This is a genomic window from Mycobacterium senriense, assembly GCF_019668465.1.
In the GTDB taxonomy this organism is placed as follows: domain Bacteria; phylum Actinomycetota; class Actinomycetes; order Mycobacteriales; family Mycobacteriaceae; genus Mycobacterium; species Mycobacterium senriense.
Map to the genome: position 1 here is coordinate 477,742 of NZ_AP024828.1, position 17,724 is coordinate 495,465.

Annotated in this window: 15 protein-coding genes; 7 read left to right on the plus strand and 8 right to left on the minus strand. The window is 69.3% G+C overall.

All coding sequences use genetic code 11. The features are described 5' to 3' along the window. The first annotated feature begins 9 nt into the window (after window positions 1–9). The 5 genes from hglS to nei2 are packed head-to-tail and all read left to right on the plus strand — an operon-like array spanning window position 10 to window position 8,900. A complete protein-coding gene (gene hglS, locus MTY59_RS02335; RefSeq protein WP_221044247.1) occupies window positions 10–1,263 on the plus strand; it encodes a 2-oxoadipate dioxygenase/decarboxylase in 1,254 nt (417 codons plus the stop codon). Beyond that, complete coding sequence (gene amaB / locus MTY59_RS02340; protein ID WP_221044248.1) at window positions 1,260–2,789, plus strand: L-piperidine-6-carboxylate dehydrogenase; 1,530 nt, start codon at window positions 1,260–1,262, stop codon at window positions 2,787–2,789. Before hglS ends, amaB begins: the two co-directional genes overlap by 4 nt. Before the next feature lie 46 nt (window positions 2,790–2,835). Continuing rightward, window positions 2,836–3,507 (plus strand): TetR/AcrR family transcriptional regulator, encoded by a 672-nt coding sequence (locus MTY59_RS02345; protein WP_221044249.1) that lies wholly within the window; start codon window positions 2,836–2,838, stop codon window positions 3,505–3,507. A gap of 37 nt (window positions 3,508–3,544) precedes the next feature. Further along, window positions 3,545–8,143, plus strand: coding sequence for an ATP-dependent helicase (locus MTY59_RS02350; RefSeq protein ID WP_431190728.1), 4,599 nt, complete (start codon window positions 3,545–3,547; stop codon window positions 8,141–8,143). Between the two features lies 1 nt (window position 8,144). Then, on the plus strand, window positions 8,145–8,900 hold the full coding sequence (nei2, locus tag MTY59_RS02355) for an endonuclease VIII Nei2 (protein WP_221044250.1): 756 nt from the start codon (window positions 8,145–8,147) through the stop codon (window positions 8,898–8,900). A 63-nt stretch (window positions 8,901–8,963) separates the two neighbouring features. Here the strand turns inward: nei2 and MTY59_RS02360 are convergent, their stop codons facing one another. Then, the gene (locus MTY59_RS02360) at window positions 8,964–9,881 is read right to left on the minus strand and encodes an extracellular catalytic domain type 1 short-chain-length polyhydroxyalkanoate depolymerase (protein ID WP_221044251.1); all 918 of its coding nucleotides are present in this window, start codon (window positions 9,879–9,881) and stop codon (window positions 8,964–8,966) included. A 191-nt stretch (window positions 9,882–10,072) separates the two neighbouring features. Here MTY59_RS02360 and MTY59_RS02365 point away from each other — a divergent pair, with 191 nt between their 5' ends. Continuing rightward, window positions 10,073–10,438 (plus strand): DUF732 domain-containing protein, encoded by a 366-nt coding sequence (locus MTY59_RS02365; RefSeq protein WP_221044252.1) that lies wholly within the window; start codon window positions 10,073–10,075, stop codon window positions 10,436–10,438. A gap of 3 nt (window positions 10,439–10,441) precedes the next feature. Here the strand turns inward: MTY59_RS02365 and MTY59_RS02370 are convergent, their stop codons facing one another. After that, window positions 10,442–10,723: a hypothetical protein gene (locus MTY59_RS02370; protein ID WP_221044253.1), complete on the minus strand. Its 282-nt coding sequence runs from the start codon at window positions 10,721–10,723 to the stop codon at window positions 10,442–10,444. A 17-nt stretch (window positions 10,724–10,740) separates the two neighbouring features. Continuing rightward, window positions 10,741–11,739 (minus strand): magnesium transporter CorA family protein, encoded by a 999-nt coding sequence (locus tag MTY59_RS02375; protein ID WP_221046221.1) that lies wholly within the window; start codon window positions 11,737–11,739, stop codon window positions 10,741–10,743. A gap of 144 nt (window positions 11,740–11,883) precedes the next feature. On the opposite strand from MTY59_RS02375, the gene MTY59_RS02380 reads away from it, so the two are divergent. Next, window positions 11,884–12,543 carry a DUF5994 family protein gene (locus MTY59_RS02380; protein WP_221044254.1) on the plus strand — a complete coding sequence of 220 codons (660 nt, stop codon included), beginning with the start codon at window positions 11,884–11,886 and terminating at the stop codon, window positions 12,541–12,543. Here MTY59_RS02380 and MTY59_RS02385 read toward each other — a convergent pair. The 5 genes from MTY59_RS02385 to MTY59_RS02405 all read right to left on the minus strand — a co-directional run bounded on the left by MTY59_RS02385 (window position 12,474) and on the right by MTY59_RS02405 (window position 17,719). Next, window positions 12,474–13,643 (minus strand): PPE family protein, encoded by a 1,170-nt coding sequence (locus MTY59_RS02385; protein WP_221044255.1) that lies wholly within the window; start codon window positions 13,641–13,643, stop codon window positions 12,474–12,476. The two genes, MTY59_RS02380 and MTY59_RS02385, sit on opposite strands and share 70 nt — an antisense overlap. A 160-nt stretch (window positions 13,644–13,803) precedes the next feature. Next, window positions 13,804–14,946 (minus strand): PPE family protein, encoded by a 1,143-nt coding sequence (locus tag MTY59_RS02390; RefSeq protein WP_221044256.1) that lies wholly within the window; start codon window positions 14,944–14,946, stop codon window positions 13,804–13,806. Between the two features lie 208 nt (window positions 14,947–15,154). Then, window positions 15,155–15,961, minus strand: a complete 807-nt coding sequence (locus MTY59_RS02395) for an MBL fold metallo-hydrolase (protein WP_221044257.1) — start codon at window positions 15,959–15,961, stop codon at window positions 15,155–15,157. A gap of 46 nt (window positions 15,962–16,007) precedes the next feature. Continuing rightward, window positions 16,008–17,231 carry a DUF6545 domain-containing protein gene (locus MTY59_RS02400; RefSeq protein WP_221044258.1) on the minus strand — a complete coding sequence of 408 codons (1,224 nt, stop codon included), beginning with the start codon at window positions 17,229–17,231 and terminating at the stop codon, window positions 16,008–16,010. After that, on the minus strand, window positions 17,228–17,719 hold the full coding sequence (locus tag MTY59_RS02405; protein WP_221044259.1) for a hypothetical protein: 492 nt from the start codon (window positions 17,717–17,719) through the stop codon (window positions 17,228–17,230). Before MTY59_RS02405 ends, MTY59_RS02400 begins: the two co-directional genes overlap by 4 nt. Window positions 17,720–17,724 lie beyond the last annotated feature (5 nt).

Genomic DNA, 17,724 nt, shown 5'->3' on the forward strand with positions numbered 1-17,724 from the left:
CGGCCCGTCGTGACCCGCACGAAATGGCTGGAAACCTGGCAGCTTCGGGCACAGTTCGCCGCGGGCCTGTCGGCCATGTATGCGGCCGAGGTGCCCGCCTACGGCACCCTGGTCGAGGTCAGCGAGCGGGTCAACGCCGATTACGCGGCGCGTCATGCCGATGCCGAACGGTTGGGCTCGCTGCGGCGGGTCACGGCCGAGCGGCACGGCGCCATCCGGGTGGGCAGCCCGGCCGAACTGGCCGACGTGGCAGACCTTTTCGCCGCGTTCGGCATGCTGCCGGTGGGCTACTACGACCTGCGTTGTGCGGCGTCACCCGTCCCGGTGGTCTCGACCGCCTTCCGGCCCATCGACGCAACCGAGTTGTCGCGCAACCCGTTCCGGGTGTTCACCTCGATGCTGGCCACCCGCGACCCGCGCTACTTCGACCGCGACCTGCGCCGCCGCGTCGACACCTTCCTGGCGCGGCGCCGGCTGTTCGACCCCACCGTGGTGGCGCGGGCGCGAGTCATCGCCGGCCAGGGCGGCTGCGATGCCGACGCGGCGCGGCCGTTCGTCACGGCGGCGGTGGCGGCCTTCGCGTTGTCCGGCGAGCCCATCGAGCGGTCCTGGTACGCCGAATTGGCGCGGGTCTCCGCGGTGGCCGCCGACATCGCGGGCGTCGGCTCCACCCACATCAACCACCTGACGCCCCGGGTGCTCGACATCGACGACCTGTACCGGCGGATGACCCGGCGCGGCATCACCATGATCGACGCCATCCAGGGGCCGCCGCGCACCGACGGACCGGCGGTCCTGTTGCGCCAGACGTCCTTTCGTGCTCTGGCCGAACCGCGCCGCTTCCGCGGCGAGGATGGCCGCATCATCGATGCAACGCTGCGGGTGCGGTTCGGCGAGGTGGAGGCGCGCGGCGTCGCACTGACGCCCAAGGGCCGCGAACACTACGACGCCGCGATGGCCGCCGCCGATCCGGCCGCGGTGTGGGCGGACTACTTCCCACGCACCGACGCGGAGATGGCCGCCGCGGGACTGGCCTACTACCGCGGCGGCGACCCGTCGGCGCCGATCGTCTACGAGGACTTCCTGCCCGCCTCGGCGGCGGGCATCTTCCGGTCGAACCTGGACTCGTCCGCCGGTTTCGGGAACCGTTGTGCCGTCGACGATTCCGGCTACGACGCCCAGTGGCTGGCCGGGTCCATGGGCCGCGAGATCTACGACCCCTACCCGATATACGAAGCGCTCTCCCAGGAGGCAACGCGATGACCATGCCGACAGCCGACGACCTGCGCGCCCGGGCGCGTGACGCCCTGCGGGCGATGGGGGCCGACGTCGCCCTCGGCGAGCCGGACGCCCACGGGATGCCGGCCAGCACACCGATCACCGGCGAGGTCCTGTTCACCGTCGCGCCGACCACCCCCGAGCAGTCCGAGCAGGCGATATCGGATGCTGCGCAAGCGTTTTCGGTGTGGCGCGCCACCCCGGCCCCGGTTCGCGGCGCGCTGGTCTTGCGGCTCGGCGAGCTGCTGACCGAGCACAAGGACGAGCTGGCCACCCTGGTGACGATCGAGGTCGGCAAGATCACCTCCGAGGCCGCCGGCGAGGTGCAGGAGATGATCGACATCTGCCAGTTCGCCGTCGGCCTGTCGCGTCAGCTCTACGGCCGCACCATCGCCTCGGAGCGCCCCGGCCATCGACTGCTGGAGACGTGGCATCCGCTCGGTGTCGTCGGGGTGATCACCGCGTTCAACTTCCCGGTCGCGGTCTGGGCCTGGAACGCCGCGCTGGCACTGGTGTGCGGGGACCCGGTGGTGTGGAAGCCCTCGGAGCTGACGCCGTTGACGGCGCTGGCCACCCAGTGGCTGATCGCACGGGCCGCGGCCGACGTGGGCGCACCACCCGCGGTGAGCTCCCTGGTGCTGGGTGACCGCGACCTGGGCGAGCTGCTGGTGGACGACCCGCGCATCGCGCTGGTGTCTGCGACCGGTTCGGTCCGGATGGGCCGGGCCGTCGGCCCCCGCGTCGCCGCCCGGTTCGGCCGGGTGCTGCTGGAACTGGGTGGCAACAACGCCGCCATCGTGACGCCGTCGGCCGACCTGGACCTCGCGGTGCGCGCGGTGGTGTTCGCCGCGGCCGGCACCGCCGGTCAACGCTGCACCAGCCTGCGTCGGCTGATCGTGCACCGCTCGGTCGCCGACGAGGTCGTCGCGCGCGTCGCGTCCGCCTTCGCGCAGCTGCGGATCGGCGACCCGGCCGCACCGGGCACCCTGGTCGGGCCGCTGATCCACGAGACCGCCTACCGCGACATGGTGGGCGCGCTGGAGCAGGCGCGCGCCGACGGCGGTGAGGTAATCGGCGGCGCGCGCACCCACCCCGGTGCCGCCGAACACCCGAGTTCCTACTACGTCGCGCCGGCCCTGGTGCGGATGCCCGCGCAGACCGCCATCGTGGCGGCCGAGACGTTCGCGCCCATCCTCTACGTGCTGACCTACGACGAACTGGATGACGCGATTGCGCTCAATAATGCCGTGCCGCAAGGTCTTTCGTCGGCCATTTTCACCACCGACCTGCGGGAGGCCGAGCGGTTCCTGGCCGAATCCGACTGCGGAATCGCCAATGTCAACATCGGCACGTCAGGCGCGGAGATCGGCGGCGCGTTCGGCGGCGAGAAGGAGACCGGCGGCGGCCGCGAATCCGGCACCGACTCGTGGAAGGCTTACATGCGCCAAAGTACCAATACCGTCAATTATTCCGGCGAGTTGCCGCTGGCCCAGGGTGTGAAGTTCGGATGAATCGAATGTGGTTGGCGTCTCATGTCGTATGAGTACTATCTGACACATGCCGACAGCCCGCAGGCGCTTGTCCCCCGAGGACCGACGCGCTGAGCTGCTCGCTTTAGGGGCAGAGGTGTTTGGGAAGCGACCCTACGACGAGGTCCGCATCGACGAGATTGCGGAACGCGCCGGGGTATCGCGCGCCCTGATGTACCACTATTTCCCGGACAAGCGGGCATTCTTCGCGGCGGTGGTGAAAGACGAGGCCGACCGCCTGTACGAGAACACCAACATGGACGACGCCACCGGCTTGACCATGTATGAAGAGGTCAGAACCGGTGTGATGGCCTACATGGCCTACCACGAGCAGAATCCCGAGGCCGCGTGGGCCGCGTACGTCGGTTTGGGCCGTTCCGACCCGGTCCTGTTGGGCGTCGACGACGAAGCCAAGAACCGTCAGCTCGAACACATCATGACCCGCATCACCGACCTCGTGGCCAAGACGCCCGCCCGCAAGCTCGAGCCCGACGTCGAGCGCGACCTGCGGGTGATCTGCCACGGCTGGCTGGCGTTCACCTTCGAGCTGTGCCGGCAGCGCATCATCGACCCCACGACCGACGCCGATCGCCTCGCCGACGCGTGCGCACACTCACTGTTCGACGCCATCGCCCGGGTGCCCGAGATTCCCGGGGAGCTGTCCCACGCGATGTCGACCGCTCGCCTCGAGCCGCGCTAGCCGGTGCCTTGTCGGTGCCCGTTGGCACCATGGATAGGTGAGCACTCGCGCTGATTCCGGGCCGCCCGGCCGTTCCGACCCATTGGGCCGGTTCAGCGCCATCACCCGCGAGTGGTTCACCAGCACCTTCGACTCCCCCACCACCGCCCAGGCCGAGGCCTGGAACGCGATCGCCGACGGCCACAACACCCTGGTGATCGCCCCGACCGGCTCAGGTAAGACGCTGGCGGCGTTCCTGTGGGCGCTGGACAGCCTGGCCGGCTCGACGGAGCGCCCGCCCGGCACCCGCGTGCTCTACGTCTCCCCGCTCAAGGCGCTGGCCGTCGACGTCGAACGCAACCTGCGCACCCCCCTGGCCGGCCTCACCCGCATCGCCGAGCGTCAGGGCCTGCCTGCCCCGGACATCAGCGTCGGGGTCCGCTCCGGCGACACCCCGCCCGCCGCCCGTCGTCAGCTGATCAACCGCCCGCCCGACGTGCTGATCACCACACCCGAGTCGCTGTTTCTGATGCTCACCTCGGCCGCGCGCGAGACGTTGGCCGGTGTGCAGACCGTGATCGTGGACGAGATCCACGCCATCGCCGCCGGCAAGCGCGGTGCGCACCTGGCCGTGTCGCTGGAGCGCCTCGACGCGCTGCGGGAGGACAAGCCGGCCCAGCGCATCGGGTTGTCGGCCACGGTGCGCCCGCCCGAGGAACTCGCCCGATTCCTGTCCGGGCAGGCGCCGACGACCATCGTGGCCCCGCCGTCGGCCAAGACAGTCGAGCTCACCGTTCAGGTGCCGGTGCCCGACATGGCCAACCTGGCCAACAACACCATCTGGCCCGACGTGGAGAACCGCCTGGTCGACCTGATCGAATCGCACAATTCCACCATCGTCTTCGCCAACTCCCGCCGGCTGGCCGAGCGGCTCACCGCCCGGCTCAACGAGATTCACGCCGAACGCTGCGGCGTCGAACTGTCCACCGACGCCAATCCGAAGGTGGCCGGGGGAGCCCCGGCGCACATCATGGGCAGCGGCCAGACCTACGGCGCGGACCCGATTCTGGCCCGCGCCCACCACGGTTCGGTCAGCAAGGAACAGCGCGCCCTGGTCGAAGAGGACCTCAAACGCGGAACGCTCAAGGCGGTGGTGGCGACCTCGAGCCTGGAGCTGGGTATCGACATGGGTGCGGTCGATCTGGTGATCCAGGTGGAGGCGCCGCCGTCGGTGGCCAGCGGCCTGCAGCGCATCGGCCGGGCCGGCCACCAGGTGGGCGAGGTTTCGCGGGGCGTGCTGTTCCCCAAGCACCGCACCGACCTGATCGGCTGCGCGGTCAGCGTCCAGCGCATGCTGACCGGCCAGATCGAAACCATGCGGGTGCCCGCCAATCCGCTCGACATCCTGGCGCAGCAGACCGTGGCGGCGGCCGCGCTGGAACCGTTGGACGCCGACCGGTGGTTCGACACGGTCCGGCGGTCCGCCCCGTTCGCGACGCTGCCGCGCAGCGTGTACGAGGCCACCCTGGACCTGTTGAGCGGCAAGTACCCGTCCACCGAATTCGCCGAGCTGCGACCGCGGTTGGTCTACGATCGCGACACCGGCACGCTGACCGCGCGGCCCGGCGCGCAGCGGCTGGCCGTGACCTCCGGCGGCGCCATCCCCGATCGCGGGCTGTTCACCGTCTACCTCGCCTCCGAGGCCGAAAAGCCTTCGCGGGTAGGTGAACTCGAAGAGGAGATGGTTTACGAGTCGCGCCCTGGCGACGTCATCTCGCTGGGCGCCACCAGCTGGCGCATCACCGAGATCACCCACGACCGGGTACTCGTCGTCCCCGCACCCGGCCAGCCGGCCCGGTTGCCGTTCTGGCGCGGCGACGGGCTGGGCCGCCCGGCCGAGCTGGGCGCCGCGCTCGGCGCGTTCACCGGCGAGCTGGCCGGGCTGAAGCGTGAGGCGTTCGACACCCGTTGCGCCGAACTGGGTTTCGACGCATACGCCACCGACAACCTGTGGGGTCTGCTCGACGAGCAGCGCAGCGCCGCCGGGGTGGTGCCCACCGACACCACCCTGCTGGTCGAGCGGTTCCGCGACGAACTGGGTGACTGGCGGGTGATCCTGCACTCGCCGTACGGGCTTCCCGTGAACGGGCCGCTGGCGCTGGCGGTGGCCCGCCGGCTGCGCGAGCGCTACGGCATCGACGAGAAGCCCACCGCGTCCGACGACGGCGTCGTGGTGCGACTGCCCGACACCGGTGATGGCCCGCCCGGCGCCGACCTTTTCGTCTTCGACGCCGAGGAGATCGACCCGATCGTCACCGCCGAGGTGGGTGGCTCGGCGCTGTTCGCGTCGCGGTTCCGCGAGTGCGCGGCGCGCGCCCTGCTGCTGCCGCGCCGGCACCCGGGCCGCCGCTCGCCTTTGTGGCAGCAGCGCCAGCGCGCCGCCCAGCTGCTGGAGGTGGCCCGCAAATACCCCGACTTCCCGGTGGTGCTGGAGACCATCCGCGAATGCCTGCAGGACGTCTACGACGTCCCGGCCCTGACCCTGCTGATGACCGGCATCGCGCACCGGCGGGTGCGGGTGCTCGAGGTCGAGACGCAGCGGCCGTCACCGTTCGCGGCGTCGCTGCTGTTCGGCTACGTCGGCGCCTTCATGTACGAAGGCGACAGCCCGCTGGCGGAGCGCCGGGCCGCGGCGCTGTCGCTGGACAGCACGCTGTTGGCCGAGCTGCTGGGTCGGGTGGAGCTGCGCGACCTGCTCGATCCCGACATCATCGCCGCCACCGGCCGCCAGCTTCAGCACCTCGCACCGGACCGGGCCGCCCGCGACGCCGAGGGCGTCGCGGACCTGCTGCGGCTGCTGGGCCCGCTGACCGAGGAGGAGGTGGCCGCCCGCGCCGGCGGCGCCGACGTGGGCGGCTGGCTGGAAGGGCTGCGCGCGGCCCGGCGCGCGCTGACGGTGTCGTTCGCCGGCCGCAGCTGGTGGGTGGCCATCGAGGACATCGGCCGCCTGCGCGACGGCATCGGCATCGCGGTTCCGTTGGGCGTGCCGGCCGCCTTCACCGAGGAGGTGGCCGACCCGCTGGGCGAGTTGCTGGGCCGCTACGCGCGCACCCATACCCCGTTCACCACCGGCGAGGCCGCCGCCCGGTTCGGGCTGGGGCTGCGGGTGACCGCCGACATCTTGGGCCGGCTGGCCGGTGACGGCCGGCTGGTGCGCGGCGACTTCGTCGCCGCGGCGGAAATGCCCGGGGCCCCGGTGGCCGGGGGTGAGCAGTGGTGTGACGCCGACGTGCTGCGCATCCTGCGGCGACGGTCGCTGGCGGCGCTGCGGGCCCAGGTCGAGCCGGTCAGCACGGCCGCCTACGGCCGGTTCCTGCCGGCCTGGCATCGGGTGGCGGCGGCCGAATCGTCGCGCTCCCCAAGCCATTCCGGGCTGGACGGCCTTATGACGGTGATCGATCAGCTTGCCGGGGTGAAGATGCCCGCTTCGGCGATCGAGCCGCTGGTGCTCTCCCCTCGGATCCGCGACTACTCCCCCGCGCTGCTCGACGAGTTGCTCGCCACCGGCGAGGTCACCTGGTCAGGGGCCGGGTCGATCTCCAGTGGCGACGGCTGGATCGCGTTGCACCCCAGCGAATCCGCGCCGCTGACGCTGCCCGGGCCGGCCGACATCGAACTGGGCGACGCCCACCGCGCCGTCCTGGACACGCTGGCGCCGGGGGGAGCCTACTTCTTCCGCCAGCTCACGCAGGACGGGATACCTGAGTCCGAGCTCAAATCCGCGCTGTGGGAACTGATCTGGGCCGGCTGGATCACCGGCGATACCTTCGCCCCGGTGCGCGCCCTGCTCGGGGGCGCCGGCACCCGCAAGCGCTCCGCGCCCGCGCACCGGTCGCACCGCCCGCCGCGACTGAGCCGACACAGCATCGCGCACCCGCAGTCGCGGCCCGCCGACCCGACGGTGGCCGGCCGGTGGTCGATTCTGCCCGCCCCGGAACCGGACTCCACGCTGCGCGCCCACTACCAGGCCGAGCTCCTGCTGGGCCGCCACGGCGTGCTGACCCGGGGCGCGGTGACCGCCGAGGGCGTGCCCGGCGGGTTCGCCACCCTGTACAAGGTGCTGAGCACCTTCGAGGACGCCGGCCGATGCCAGCGCGGCTACTTCATCGAGTCGTTGGGCGGCGCGCAGTTCGCGGTCGCGTCGACGGTTGACCGGCTGCGCGCCTACTCCGACGGAATCGACCCGGAACGGCCCGAGTACCGGGCGATCGCGCTGGCCGCCGCGGACCCGGCCAACCCCTACGGCGCCGCGCTGCCCTGGCCCGGCCCCCGCGGCGAGGACTCGGGGTCCGGGGGGACGGGGGCACGCCCGGGCCGCAAGGCCGGTGCGCTGGTGGTGCTGGTGGACGGCGAGCTGGCCTGGTTCCTCGAGCGGGGCGGGCGGTCACTGCTCACCTTCACCGACGACCCGGCCGCCAATCACGCCGCGGCGACGGCGCTGGCGGACCTGGTCGCGTCGCGGCGCGTCGCGTCGATCCTGGTCGAACGCATCGACGGGGTACCGGCCCTGCAGCCCCGCGCGGACGGGCCCGGCCCGGCCGACGCGCTCTCCGACGCCGGGTTCGCCCGCACCCCGCGCGGAATGCGGCTGCGCTGACATGCCCGAAGGCGACACCGTCTGGCACACCGCCGCCGTGCTGCGCGAGCACCTGGTCGGCGGCACCCTGACCCGCTGTGACATCCGGGTGCCGCGGTTCGCCACCGTCGATCTCACCGGGCAGGTGGTCGACGAGGTGCTCAGCCGCGGGAAGCACCTGTTCATCCGGGTCGGAGCCGCCAGCATTCACTCGCACCTGAAGATGGACGGCAGCTGGCGGGTCGGCAAGCGCCCGGCACGGGTCGACCACCGTGCGCGCATCATCCTGGAAACCGACAGCGTCCGCGCCGTCGGCGTGGACCTCGGCGTGCTGGAGGTCCTGGAGCGCGAGCGTGACGGTGACGCCGTGGCGCATCTGGGCCCCGATCTGCTGGGCGAGGATTGGGATCCCGCGCTCGCCGCCGCCAACCTGACGGCCGACCCGGACCGGCCGATCGCCGAGGCGCTGCTGGACCAGCGGGTGCTGGCCGGGGTCGGCAACGTCTACTGCAACGAATTGTGTTTCCTTTCCGGGCATCTGCCCACCGCGCCGGTGCGCGACATCGCCGACCCCCGTCGGCTGGTCTCGCGCGCGCGGGACATGTTGTGGCTCAATCGCTTCCGCTGGAACCGGTGCACCACCGGCGACACCCGAACCGGACGCCAGCTGTGGGTCTACGGGCGATCCGGGCAGCCCTGCCGCCGCTGCGGCACCCGGATCAACTTCGACGACTCCGGCGAACGGGTGACGTACTGGTGCCCGTCCTGCCAGCGCTGAGGCGCCGCTAGTCCCGATGGCGGCGACCCGCAGCGCCCGGCTTCGCCGCGCTTGCGATCGCCGCTAGTCCCGGGCGTGCGCGAGGAAGAACTGGGCGATGGCCTCGGACCCGTCGAGCGCGCGGGTGGTGGGGCCGATGACGGCCGCGGGCAGATATTGCTTTCCGCCCGGCCAGGTGTGGCCGCCGCTGTCGATCTTGTAGAACACCACCTCGGTGTTCGCCGCGCATCCCGTGGACTCGTAGCGGCGCACGACGGTGCCGTCGCGGACGTCGGGCAGCGCCTCCATGGCCGGCTCGCCCTGGCACCCGTCGGCCGAGCGCCACTTGGCGACCATGGTGTCCACCGAGATGGAGTGGCTGACCCCGCCGCGCCCGCGCACCGCCCCACCCTTGAACGGCACCAGCGGGTCGGCGGTGCCGTGGGCTTCCCAGACCGAAACCGGCTGTGAAGGTTTGCAGGCCACCCCCACGCCCAGGGTGCCGGCCACCGGGGCGACCGCGGCGAACAGGTCGGCGCGGTCGCACGCCAGCCGGTTGGTCATGAAGCCGCCGTTGGACATCCCGGTGACGAACACGTGCCCGGGCGCGATGCCGTAGTCGTTCTGCAGCTTGTTCACCAGTCCGGCCAGAAAGGCCACATCGTCGATGTGGCGGCGATCGGCGGGCGAGGCACCGCGCCCGTCTGCCCAGCTCTTGTCGTAGCCGTCGGGGTAGGCCACCAACAGGTTGTGGGCATCAGCAACGCTGTCGAAGCCCGTCAGGCCGCGCTGCGAGATCCCGGTGCCGCCGCCCCCGTGCAAACTGAGCACCAGCCCGACGGGGTCGCCCGCCGGCACGTGCACCCTGTAGGTTCGGTCCATGCCGCCGGATCGAAAGGTGCCGGAAATGTCTCGAGCGCTGGCCGCCGACACGTGCCGCACACCGCAGCCGACCACGCATATCGCCACCACAGCGAGCCACAGCCACCGCGCGTATGCCATGCCGTCAGATCACCGACGGCGCGTCGACGAGGGCTCGCCGGTAACGCGTGTCCGACGCCGGAGCAAACCCTTGTGTGGCACACACCGCATTATCGGCGATCCGGCACCTGGCGCCTCCGCGACATGCAAACATTCGAACTAGCCCCGCCTTCAGCAAGCAACGGCACTTCTGTTCCACGGGAGTATCAGAAATGACGACCACCCAGATGCGCAAGCCCACCCGGGCGCTGTCGCTCCTGGCGATCGGCGTGGTGCCGGTGGCCGCGTTGCTCGGCGTGCTGGCCGCGTCCGCCACCGCGCACGCCACCAATCCCGACGATGCCTTCCTGGCCGCCCTGAAAGCCAAGGGCATCAATTACGAGTCACCCGACGCCGCGGTCAATTCCGGGCACACCGTGTGTCACGAACTCGATATGGGCCAGACACCCGAACAGGTCGCCAACAGCGTGTTGTCCAGCAGCACCCTGGACAGCTATCACGCCGGCTATTTCGTCGGGGTCAGCATCAAGGCGTACTGCCCGAAGTACGCGGATGCGGCGGCATCGTCCGGGTCCTGAAAGTTACCGCCGGTTGACAGACTCGTGATGCAATCGCGGATAGAATTTCAGGTATCCGAAACGAAGAAGTTCAAGGCCGAAAATGATTTTGAAACTTTTGGTCGGTGTTGCGGGTATCGCGATCGCTCTCGGCGTTTCCAGCGCGGCCACGGCATCGGCCACCACCGACCCCAATCCGTTCAGCCATCTCGGCTGCGCCTGTAAGGATTCCGATTCACCGGGCAGCCCCGCCGTGCGGGACAAGATCAATCGGGGCATCCAGCAAGGCATTTCGGCCCCGCCCATCGGGCGGTAATCGCGGCCTACAGCCAGTCGCGACGCTTGAACATCACGTAGAGCACCACCATCAAGACGGCTATCACGCCGGTACTGGCCGCGAATCCGGCGTGCGTGCCGAAGCCCGGGTAGGGCACGTTCTGCCCGTAGAAACCCGTGATCGCCGTCGGCACTGCGATGATCGCGGCCCATCCCGTCAGCTTCTTCATGACGATGTTCAACCGGGCGTCCTGCAACGACAGGTTGGTCTCGAAAATGGTTGTGATCATGTCGCGCAAGGATTCCGTCCATTCGGACACCCGCAGCACGTGGTCGTACAGGTCGGCGTACAGCGGGTCCAGCCGGCGATCGGAGCCGTCCGAAACACGATGATGCACAATCGCGTTGACGACTTCGCGCATCGGCAGGGCGACGCGGCGCAGGTTCACCAGGTCCCTGCGCAGCCGGAAGGTGTGGCGCTGAAAGATTCCCTTGCGCGGCCCGCCGTCGAACAGCTCGTCCTCGATGGCTTCGATGCAGTCATCGAGGGCCTCCACGGCGGTGAAATGGCTGTCCACCACCACGTCGAGCAGGCCGTGCACCAGTGCACCGACGCCGTAGCTCTGGCCGCCGATCTCCTGCCACCGCCGGGTCACCTGCGTCATGTCGAAGTCGGGCGTCAGGCGCACGGTGATCAGCCCCTGCGGCAGCACGAATCCCGAAATGCGTTGCATCGACAGCATCCGCTCGCCGGTATCGGCGGTGTCCGTGGCGACGTGCACGGCGTAGACGGTGAAGAAGGTGTGGCTTTCGTAGGCGGTGGCCTTGACCCGCTCGGCGGCCGCCACGGCGTCTTCGACCGCCCAGCGGTTCAGGCCGAGTTCGTCAGCCAGCCCGCACAGCGTGTCGTGGTCCGGTTCGCACAGGTCGGCCCACACCAGGGTGTCGGGTTCGGTGAGGTAGTCCGAGATCTTGTCGAACTCGAAGTCGTCCTGCGCCTTGCCACCGCGCCACACCCGGCCCTGGATACTCGATGCGATCTGCATCACGCCATCTTCTCAATCGATATTCACGATCGGTAAACCCGCCAGCCACTCGCTGGCGCCGCGGTCGCCGACTATCCGTGGTGGTCTTGATGTTGCGGGGGGCCGTCAGGCCGATCCGGGAGATTCGGTGAGCAGGTGGGTGACATGGAGCAATCAAACCGGTTGCAGCTCAAGACATATCGGGCTGTATCCGAGCACATCGACGGCGCCTGGTGGCCACGGTCGACAAACCTGGCCGGCGAGTTGCCGGGCCTGGTGGCGTCGTTGTCCGACCGGCTGGGGCAGATCGTCATGGTGGGCTACCGCCGCAACGCCTGGCACGAGACACCGCCGCTGGTTGAAATCGACGGGCACCCAATCGAATTACTGGGCTTTATCAATGGCGAGGAGGCCAGCGTCATCGTGATGGGCGAGAACGGCCGCCACATCACCCTGCACGTCATCCGGCCGGACACCGACGAGGACGTCGCCCGCCGGGCACTCGACGCGGTGCGGGCGCCCGCCGACGCCGTGGTGTCCCCGGCCGTCCGGGTCACCGTGGGGAGGTCGGTCGCCGACGTGGCCGACAAGCTGGCCCGTCACGAGGGGCTCGGTGACGAGCGGCGCACGGCTCAGATCAGGCGCTGGTGCGAGGAGACTGCGCAACGATTCATCGACGCACCGGTGCAGACCTTCGTCCCCATCCTCGTCGAACACATCGTCCGCAACCGCATGATGGAGTCGCCCAACCAGCGCTATCCCGCCGACGGCGGCCTGTGCATCACAGTGCCGGGCAGCTCCGCGCCGTACTCAATATCGTCGTAGTCACGTCCCCCCTTACGCCGGCGACCGTCCGCCGAGCCGCCCCCCGGGCGCATCGGGACCATCGGCAGCATCGGCGTCTGGCCGGCCCCTGCGGGCAGCGCGGAGGCCGCTGACACCAGTTGCACCGGCGCCGACGAGCCCAGCATTCCCACCGTCGCGGGCGGCATGGTCAGGTTCCCGAGTGAAATGCCGACGCCCAGCGCCGCGCGGGGCGCCCACGATCCGGCCGCGCTGACCGCGTTGATCAGCTGCGTCTCGGACGACGCAAGCGCGGCCGTGCCCTCGGCCAGGCCGGTCCCAACGTCGGCGCCCAGCGACTGAAACGCGTTCGCGGTGCTCAATTGGGCCCACACGCCGAGAAGGTTGATCGGGAACCCGGCCGCGGCGATGCCCTGCCACCCCCACGTGCTCCAGTATTTGAACCAGCCCGAGTTGGGATCGAAGAAGGCGAGGGAGGCGGCCTGGAGGGTGCCGCCGATGCCGGTGCTCTGGCTGGTGCCGGCGGCTGCGGCCTGCACACCGGAATTGGTCGTGGTCACGGCCGGCACCAGGGCGGCCTGCGTCGTCCCGCCAGTGGGATTGGCGACCTGCGGCGGCGGCACGAACGAGGGCGGTTGCACGGTGCTCGCCGAGGTCGCGGCGTAGCGGACCATCGCCGCCGAGTTGTTCACCCACATGGTGTTGTACTCGGCCTCGGTTTCGGCGATCGCCGGGTAGTTGATCCCGAAGAAGTTGGTGGCCAGCAACATCGCCAGCCGCGCGCGGTTGGCGGCCACCAGCGAGGGATGCACCACCGTCCAGTGCGTCAACTCGAACGCCGCGCTCATCACCTGCACCGAGGTGGCGACCTCCTGGCACTGCTGCGCGGTGACGCGCAGCCAGTCCAGATAGGGTTCCAGCGCTTGGGCCATCGCCAAGGCGGACGGGCCGTGCCACGTCGTCATCAGCCACGACAGCTCCGCGCTGTAGCCGGCCGCGGATTGCTCGAGCTCCATGCTGAGCTCCTGCCAGGCGCCGGCGGCCGCGATCCATGACCAGGCGCCGGGCCCAGAGTGGATCAGCGCCGAAGTGACCTCCGGCGGCAGCATCCCGAAATCCATGAACCTTTACCTCGGGGAAGAACGTGGGTGGAGCCAACGCCGCGCGTTGGCCCGTCCGGCAATTCGCGGGTGGGCGGCGATGGGACATCGCGGTGTCCTGCTGCCGGTCGCCGTTGACCGCAAGGTTCGGCGTCCGCAGTCGTGGGGCACCATCGCGATGTCACCCCGCCGATGGATTTCGAGGCATCACTTTGCCCTTGACCTGCTGGCCGTAGTCGACGTCCTCGTACTTCTGTTGTTTGCGCTTGCGCCAGCCGGTGCCGGCCGACGCCGTCGCCGGCGGCACCATCATCGGCATCAGGGGCAGCCCCGATTCCGCTGCGGGAAGGGGCGACGCCGCGGAGGCGAGCTGCACCCCGGTCTGGGTGCCTGGCAACAGCCCCACCACGGCGGGAGGGGCGGTGAGCTTGCCCACCGTCACCCCGACGCCCATCGCGCCCGTCGGCGCCATTCCCGCGCCAAGGCCTTTGACCGCATTGGACAGGCTCGCCGTGGCCGCTCCCAGGCCTTCGGACAGGCCGCTGCCGATGTCACCGCCCACGGACTGAACCCCCTGGGCGGTAGCCAGCTGCGCCCACACGCCGAGCAGGTTGATGGGGAAGCCGGACGATATGAACTGGTTGCCCCAGGTGCTGAAGTAGTTGAACCAGCCGGCGTTGGGGTCGAACCCACCCGGCATGTTGAGAGAGTTCAGCAGCGACCCCACCGACGAGCCCGAATTGCCCGCGCCCAGAAGGCCGGCGTTGTTCACCGCGACCTGCTGGTTGACCGTGCCGGATGGATTGGTGATCGCCAGCGGCGAATTGAACTGGGACAGCTGCGTGGTCGACTGCGACGAGGTCGCCTGGTAGCGGGTCATCGCCGCCGCGTTGTTCGCCCACATGGTCTGGTATTCGTTTTCGGTCTCGGCGATGGCCGCCGTGTTGGTGCCGAACCCGTTGGTGGCCAGCAGCTGCGCCAGGCGCGTCCGGTTGGCGGTGACCACGGAGGGATGAACCACCGTGGCCCGTGTCGTGCTGAACGCCGTCGCGGCGGTCTCGGCCGAGGTGGCCAGCTGGGCGGATTGCTGCGCGGTCTCACGCAGCCACAGCAGATACGGCTGGACCGACTGCAGCATCGCCATCGCCGACGGCCCGTCCCAGGACTCGATGAGCGACGACAGGGTCGAGGCATAGGTGGAGACCGAATTCTCCAGCTCGACGGCCAGCCGCTGCCAGGCACCGGCGGCCTCGATCAGCGAGCCCGCTCCGGGCCCGGTGTGGATGAGCGTCGAGGTGACCTCGGGGGGTGCAAAAAGATCCATCACATCTCACAATGCCCACGCTGAGAACGTCCTCAGCAAACTTGTGTTAACCAGGCAACGAAGAACCCTGAAACTCTGTACCCCGGTGCCCGTCACTGCAGTCGGTACCTCCCAGTTCGACCGCCACATGTTAGGACACCCTATACCCATACTAGAAATCGTTTTCACATTTGCTGGCCAGGGCCCTTTACCCGACACCCGCCGTCCACTAAACGGTCACCGATTCGCCGCGGTCCACGGCGATGATCCGGTCCCCCAGCCCCCGCCGCTGCATCTCCCGGGTGAAGTCGGCCAGGGGGGACGCGAAGGCCGCGTAGTCGTCGAAGTGCACCGGGATGGCCTTCGGGAGGGCCAGCATCGCGACCAGTTCGGCGCCCTGGCGGCCGTCCATGGTCACCGTCAGCCCGAAGGGAAGCCGGTTTCCGGCCGGCAGCCGGGTGCCGCCGAGGTGCAGCATGCCCGCGTCGATCGGGTCGAACCGCGCGGGGATCTCCTTGAGCTCCTCGATCAGCAGGGTGTCCCCGGAGATGTACAGCCGGCGCCGGGGCGAGCCGTCGTCGGCGGCGACCTCCACCATCGTGCCCATCACCGGCGGGAGCAGGCGCTGACTCCATCCCGGCGCGTGGCGCCCCGGCAGCGACGTGAGGGTCAGCGTGGTGCCGGCCTTCGTGGTCGTGTGCTGCTGCCACGTCCGCAGGCCGCGCGCCCGCGCGAAGCCGCGCCGGTGCAGCCGTTTGGCGGCGTGCGGGGTGGTGACGACGGGCAGTTCGTGGTCGAGGCCCCGCTGCGCCACCCTGTCCCAGTGATCGCCATGCATGTGTGACAGCACGATCGCATCGACCGGCGGCAGTTCGCTGAGGCTCAACGCCGGCTCCTTGAGCCGCTTGGACACCAGCCCGTGGCCGAGGTAGGCGCGTTGCCCCCGATGGAGGAAGTTGGGGTCGGTCAGCAGCGTCAGCCCGCCCGCCGAGATCAGCGTGGTGGCGTTGCCGACGAACGTGACGGTGATGTCCATAGCCGCGGGCTACCCGGTCTCGCGTCGTCCATACCAGCCGGCGGGGTCATGGTGTCGAGGTCGCTTTCGTCTCGGCCGCGGATTCGATGACCTTCTCTGCAGCGGCGTAAGCGGCGGGCCACCACTTCGCCAGCATCGTCAGTTCGGCTGCTTCCTGTCGAAGTGTCGCCGCCCGGGACGCGACGATCCGTGTCGAGTCGACGTCGGGGGGTTGTGGCGCGACGCCGGCAGCTTTGGCTCTGGCGGCGTAGGCCAGGCGCAGGGCTGAGATGGCCGCGTCGTGGTCGTGCGCCGGCACCTTATGGGGCTCGGTGAGAAAATGCATCAGATCATCGTCGGGTATTGCACGCAGATATGGGCGCAGTCCCAAGATGGCGTCGCGGATCTCAACGACGGTCTGGTGCAGCTGCAACTCCGTCTTTTGGCGCCCGGGCTCGTCGTCGTCGGGTTTGAAGACACATTCTGGGACAACAACTCTCATGGCCTGTCGCAGCGGCTGCAACTGGCGCCAGCTGCGGCTGATCTGATCGAGTCCGAGGGAACGACGCAGCTTTATCGCGAGCGGGACGGGGGCGATCACGAACAGGCTGAAGATCATGTAGAAAAAGTAGGACGCGTGGTATTGCTGCCGGAAGCCGTCGGTATTCGTCCAGCCAAGTAGGTCGGAAATTTGCAGGGCGGCTTCCTGGAGCGCGGTCACAACCGCGGTGAGACCCATCGCCAGTGTGCTGATCGCGATCAAGTGCTCCCGCCGGCTGGCGGCAATCCGTAACTCGCGCAGGGAATTCCAGATCACGCGCGTCACCAGGGCCATCGGCATGGCAATAAAGCAAGTCAAGGTCGTCACGGAGTCCCAGCCACTCGCGAACTCCAGGGACTGCGCCGCCATTCGGGCACGAGTGCCGAAGACGAGCAACCCGACCGCGAGCAGCACACCCGCCAGGCGATAATACCTGTGCTTGCGGCGGGTTTCGGCTTCAGACAGCCCCGACCACAACAGGGTGAACCCGATGAATTCGCTGTAGCTGTAGCTCAGCACCGCGGTGCCCAATTGCCACGTGCCGGGCATCGTCATGAAGGCCGATCGAACGAGCAAGCCTTGCACAACGTGCTCGCGCAACAACTGAGCGAGCAACATGAGCGCCAATGTGCAGTTGAAGTACTTCTCATAGAGATTGCTGTTGCACCAGCGATAGCGCCCCAGCAGCACCAGCATCATGAAGGCGATCAAAGGCCAGGCGATGATGCCCGGCACAGTGGAGGCGCTCACCGGCGGAAGAACACGCTGCTCATCATCGACTGTGGCGCACCGGCTTCGGCCGCGGCAAGCATCACCAACGACGCGAACATCTCAGCATCGCGTTCGCGGTTGTCATCGAAGCTGGTGCGGCCCAATATCACCCCGGTGCCGGGGTCGAATCCAGCCAGGGCGCTCGCGAAGATCATCTTGGGCAAATACTCCGCGTTCGTGTCCCCTCGCGACCCGCCGTCGTGTTCCAACACCATGTGCCCGATTTCGTGGCACACGATTTGGTCGATGTGATATTCCGAGGTGCCCGCCTCGTGGATGATGATGTCGTCGTCGTCGCGCTTCAGCCACACCCCGCAGGGGCCCAGCGCGAGCTCGTCTACCGTTGGCACCAGGCGAATCGGCCGGCCCCGCAAGCGGGCGACACCGTCGATGAACGCCGCGCGATCCCAGGGCACGGGAACGGGCAGGGCGCGAACCAACGCGAGCATGTCGTTCTTGGATGCCATCTATG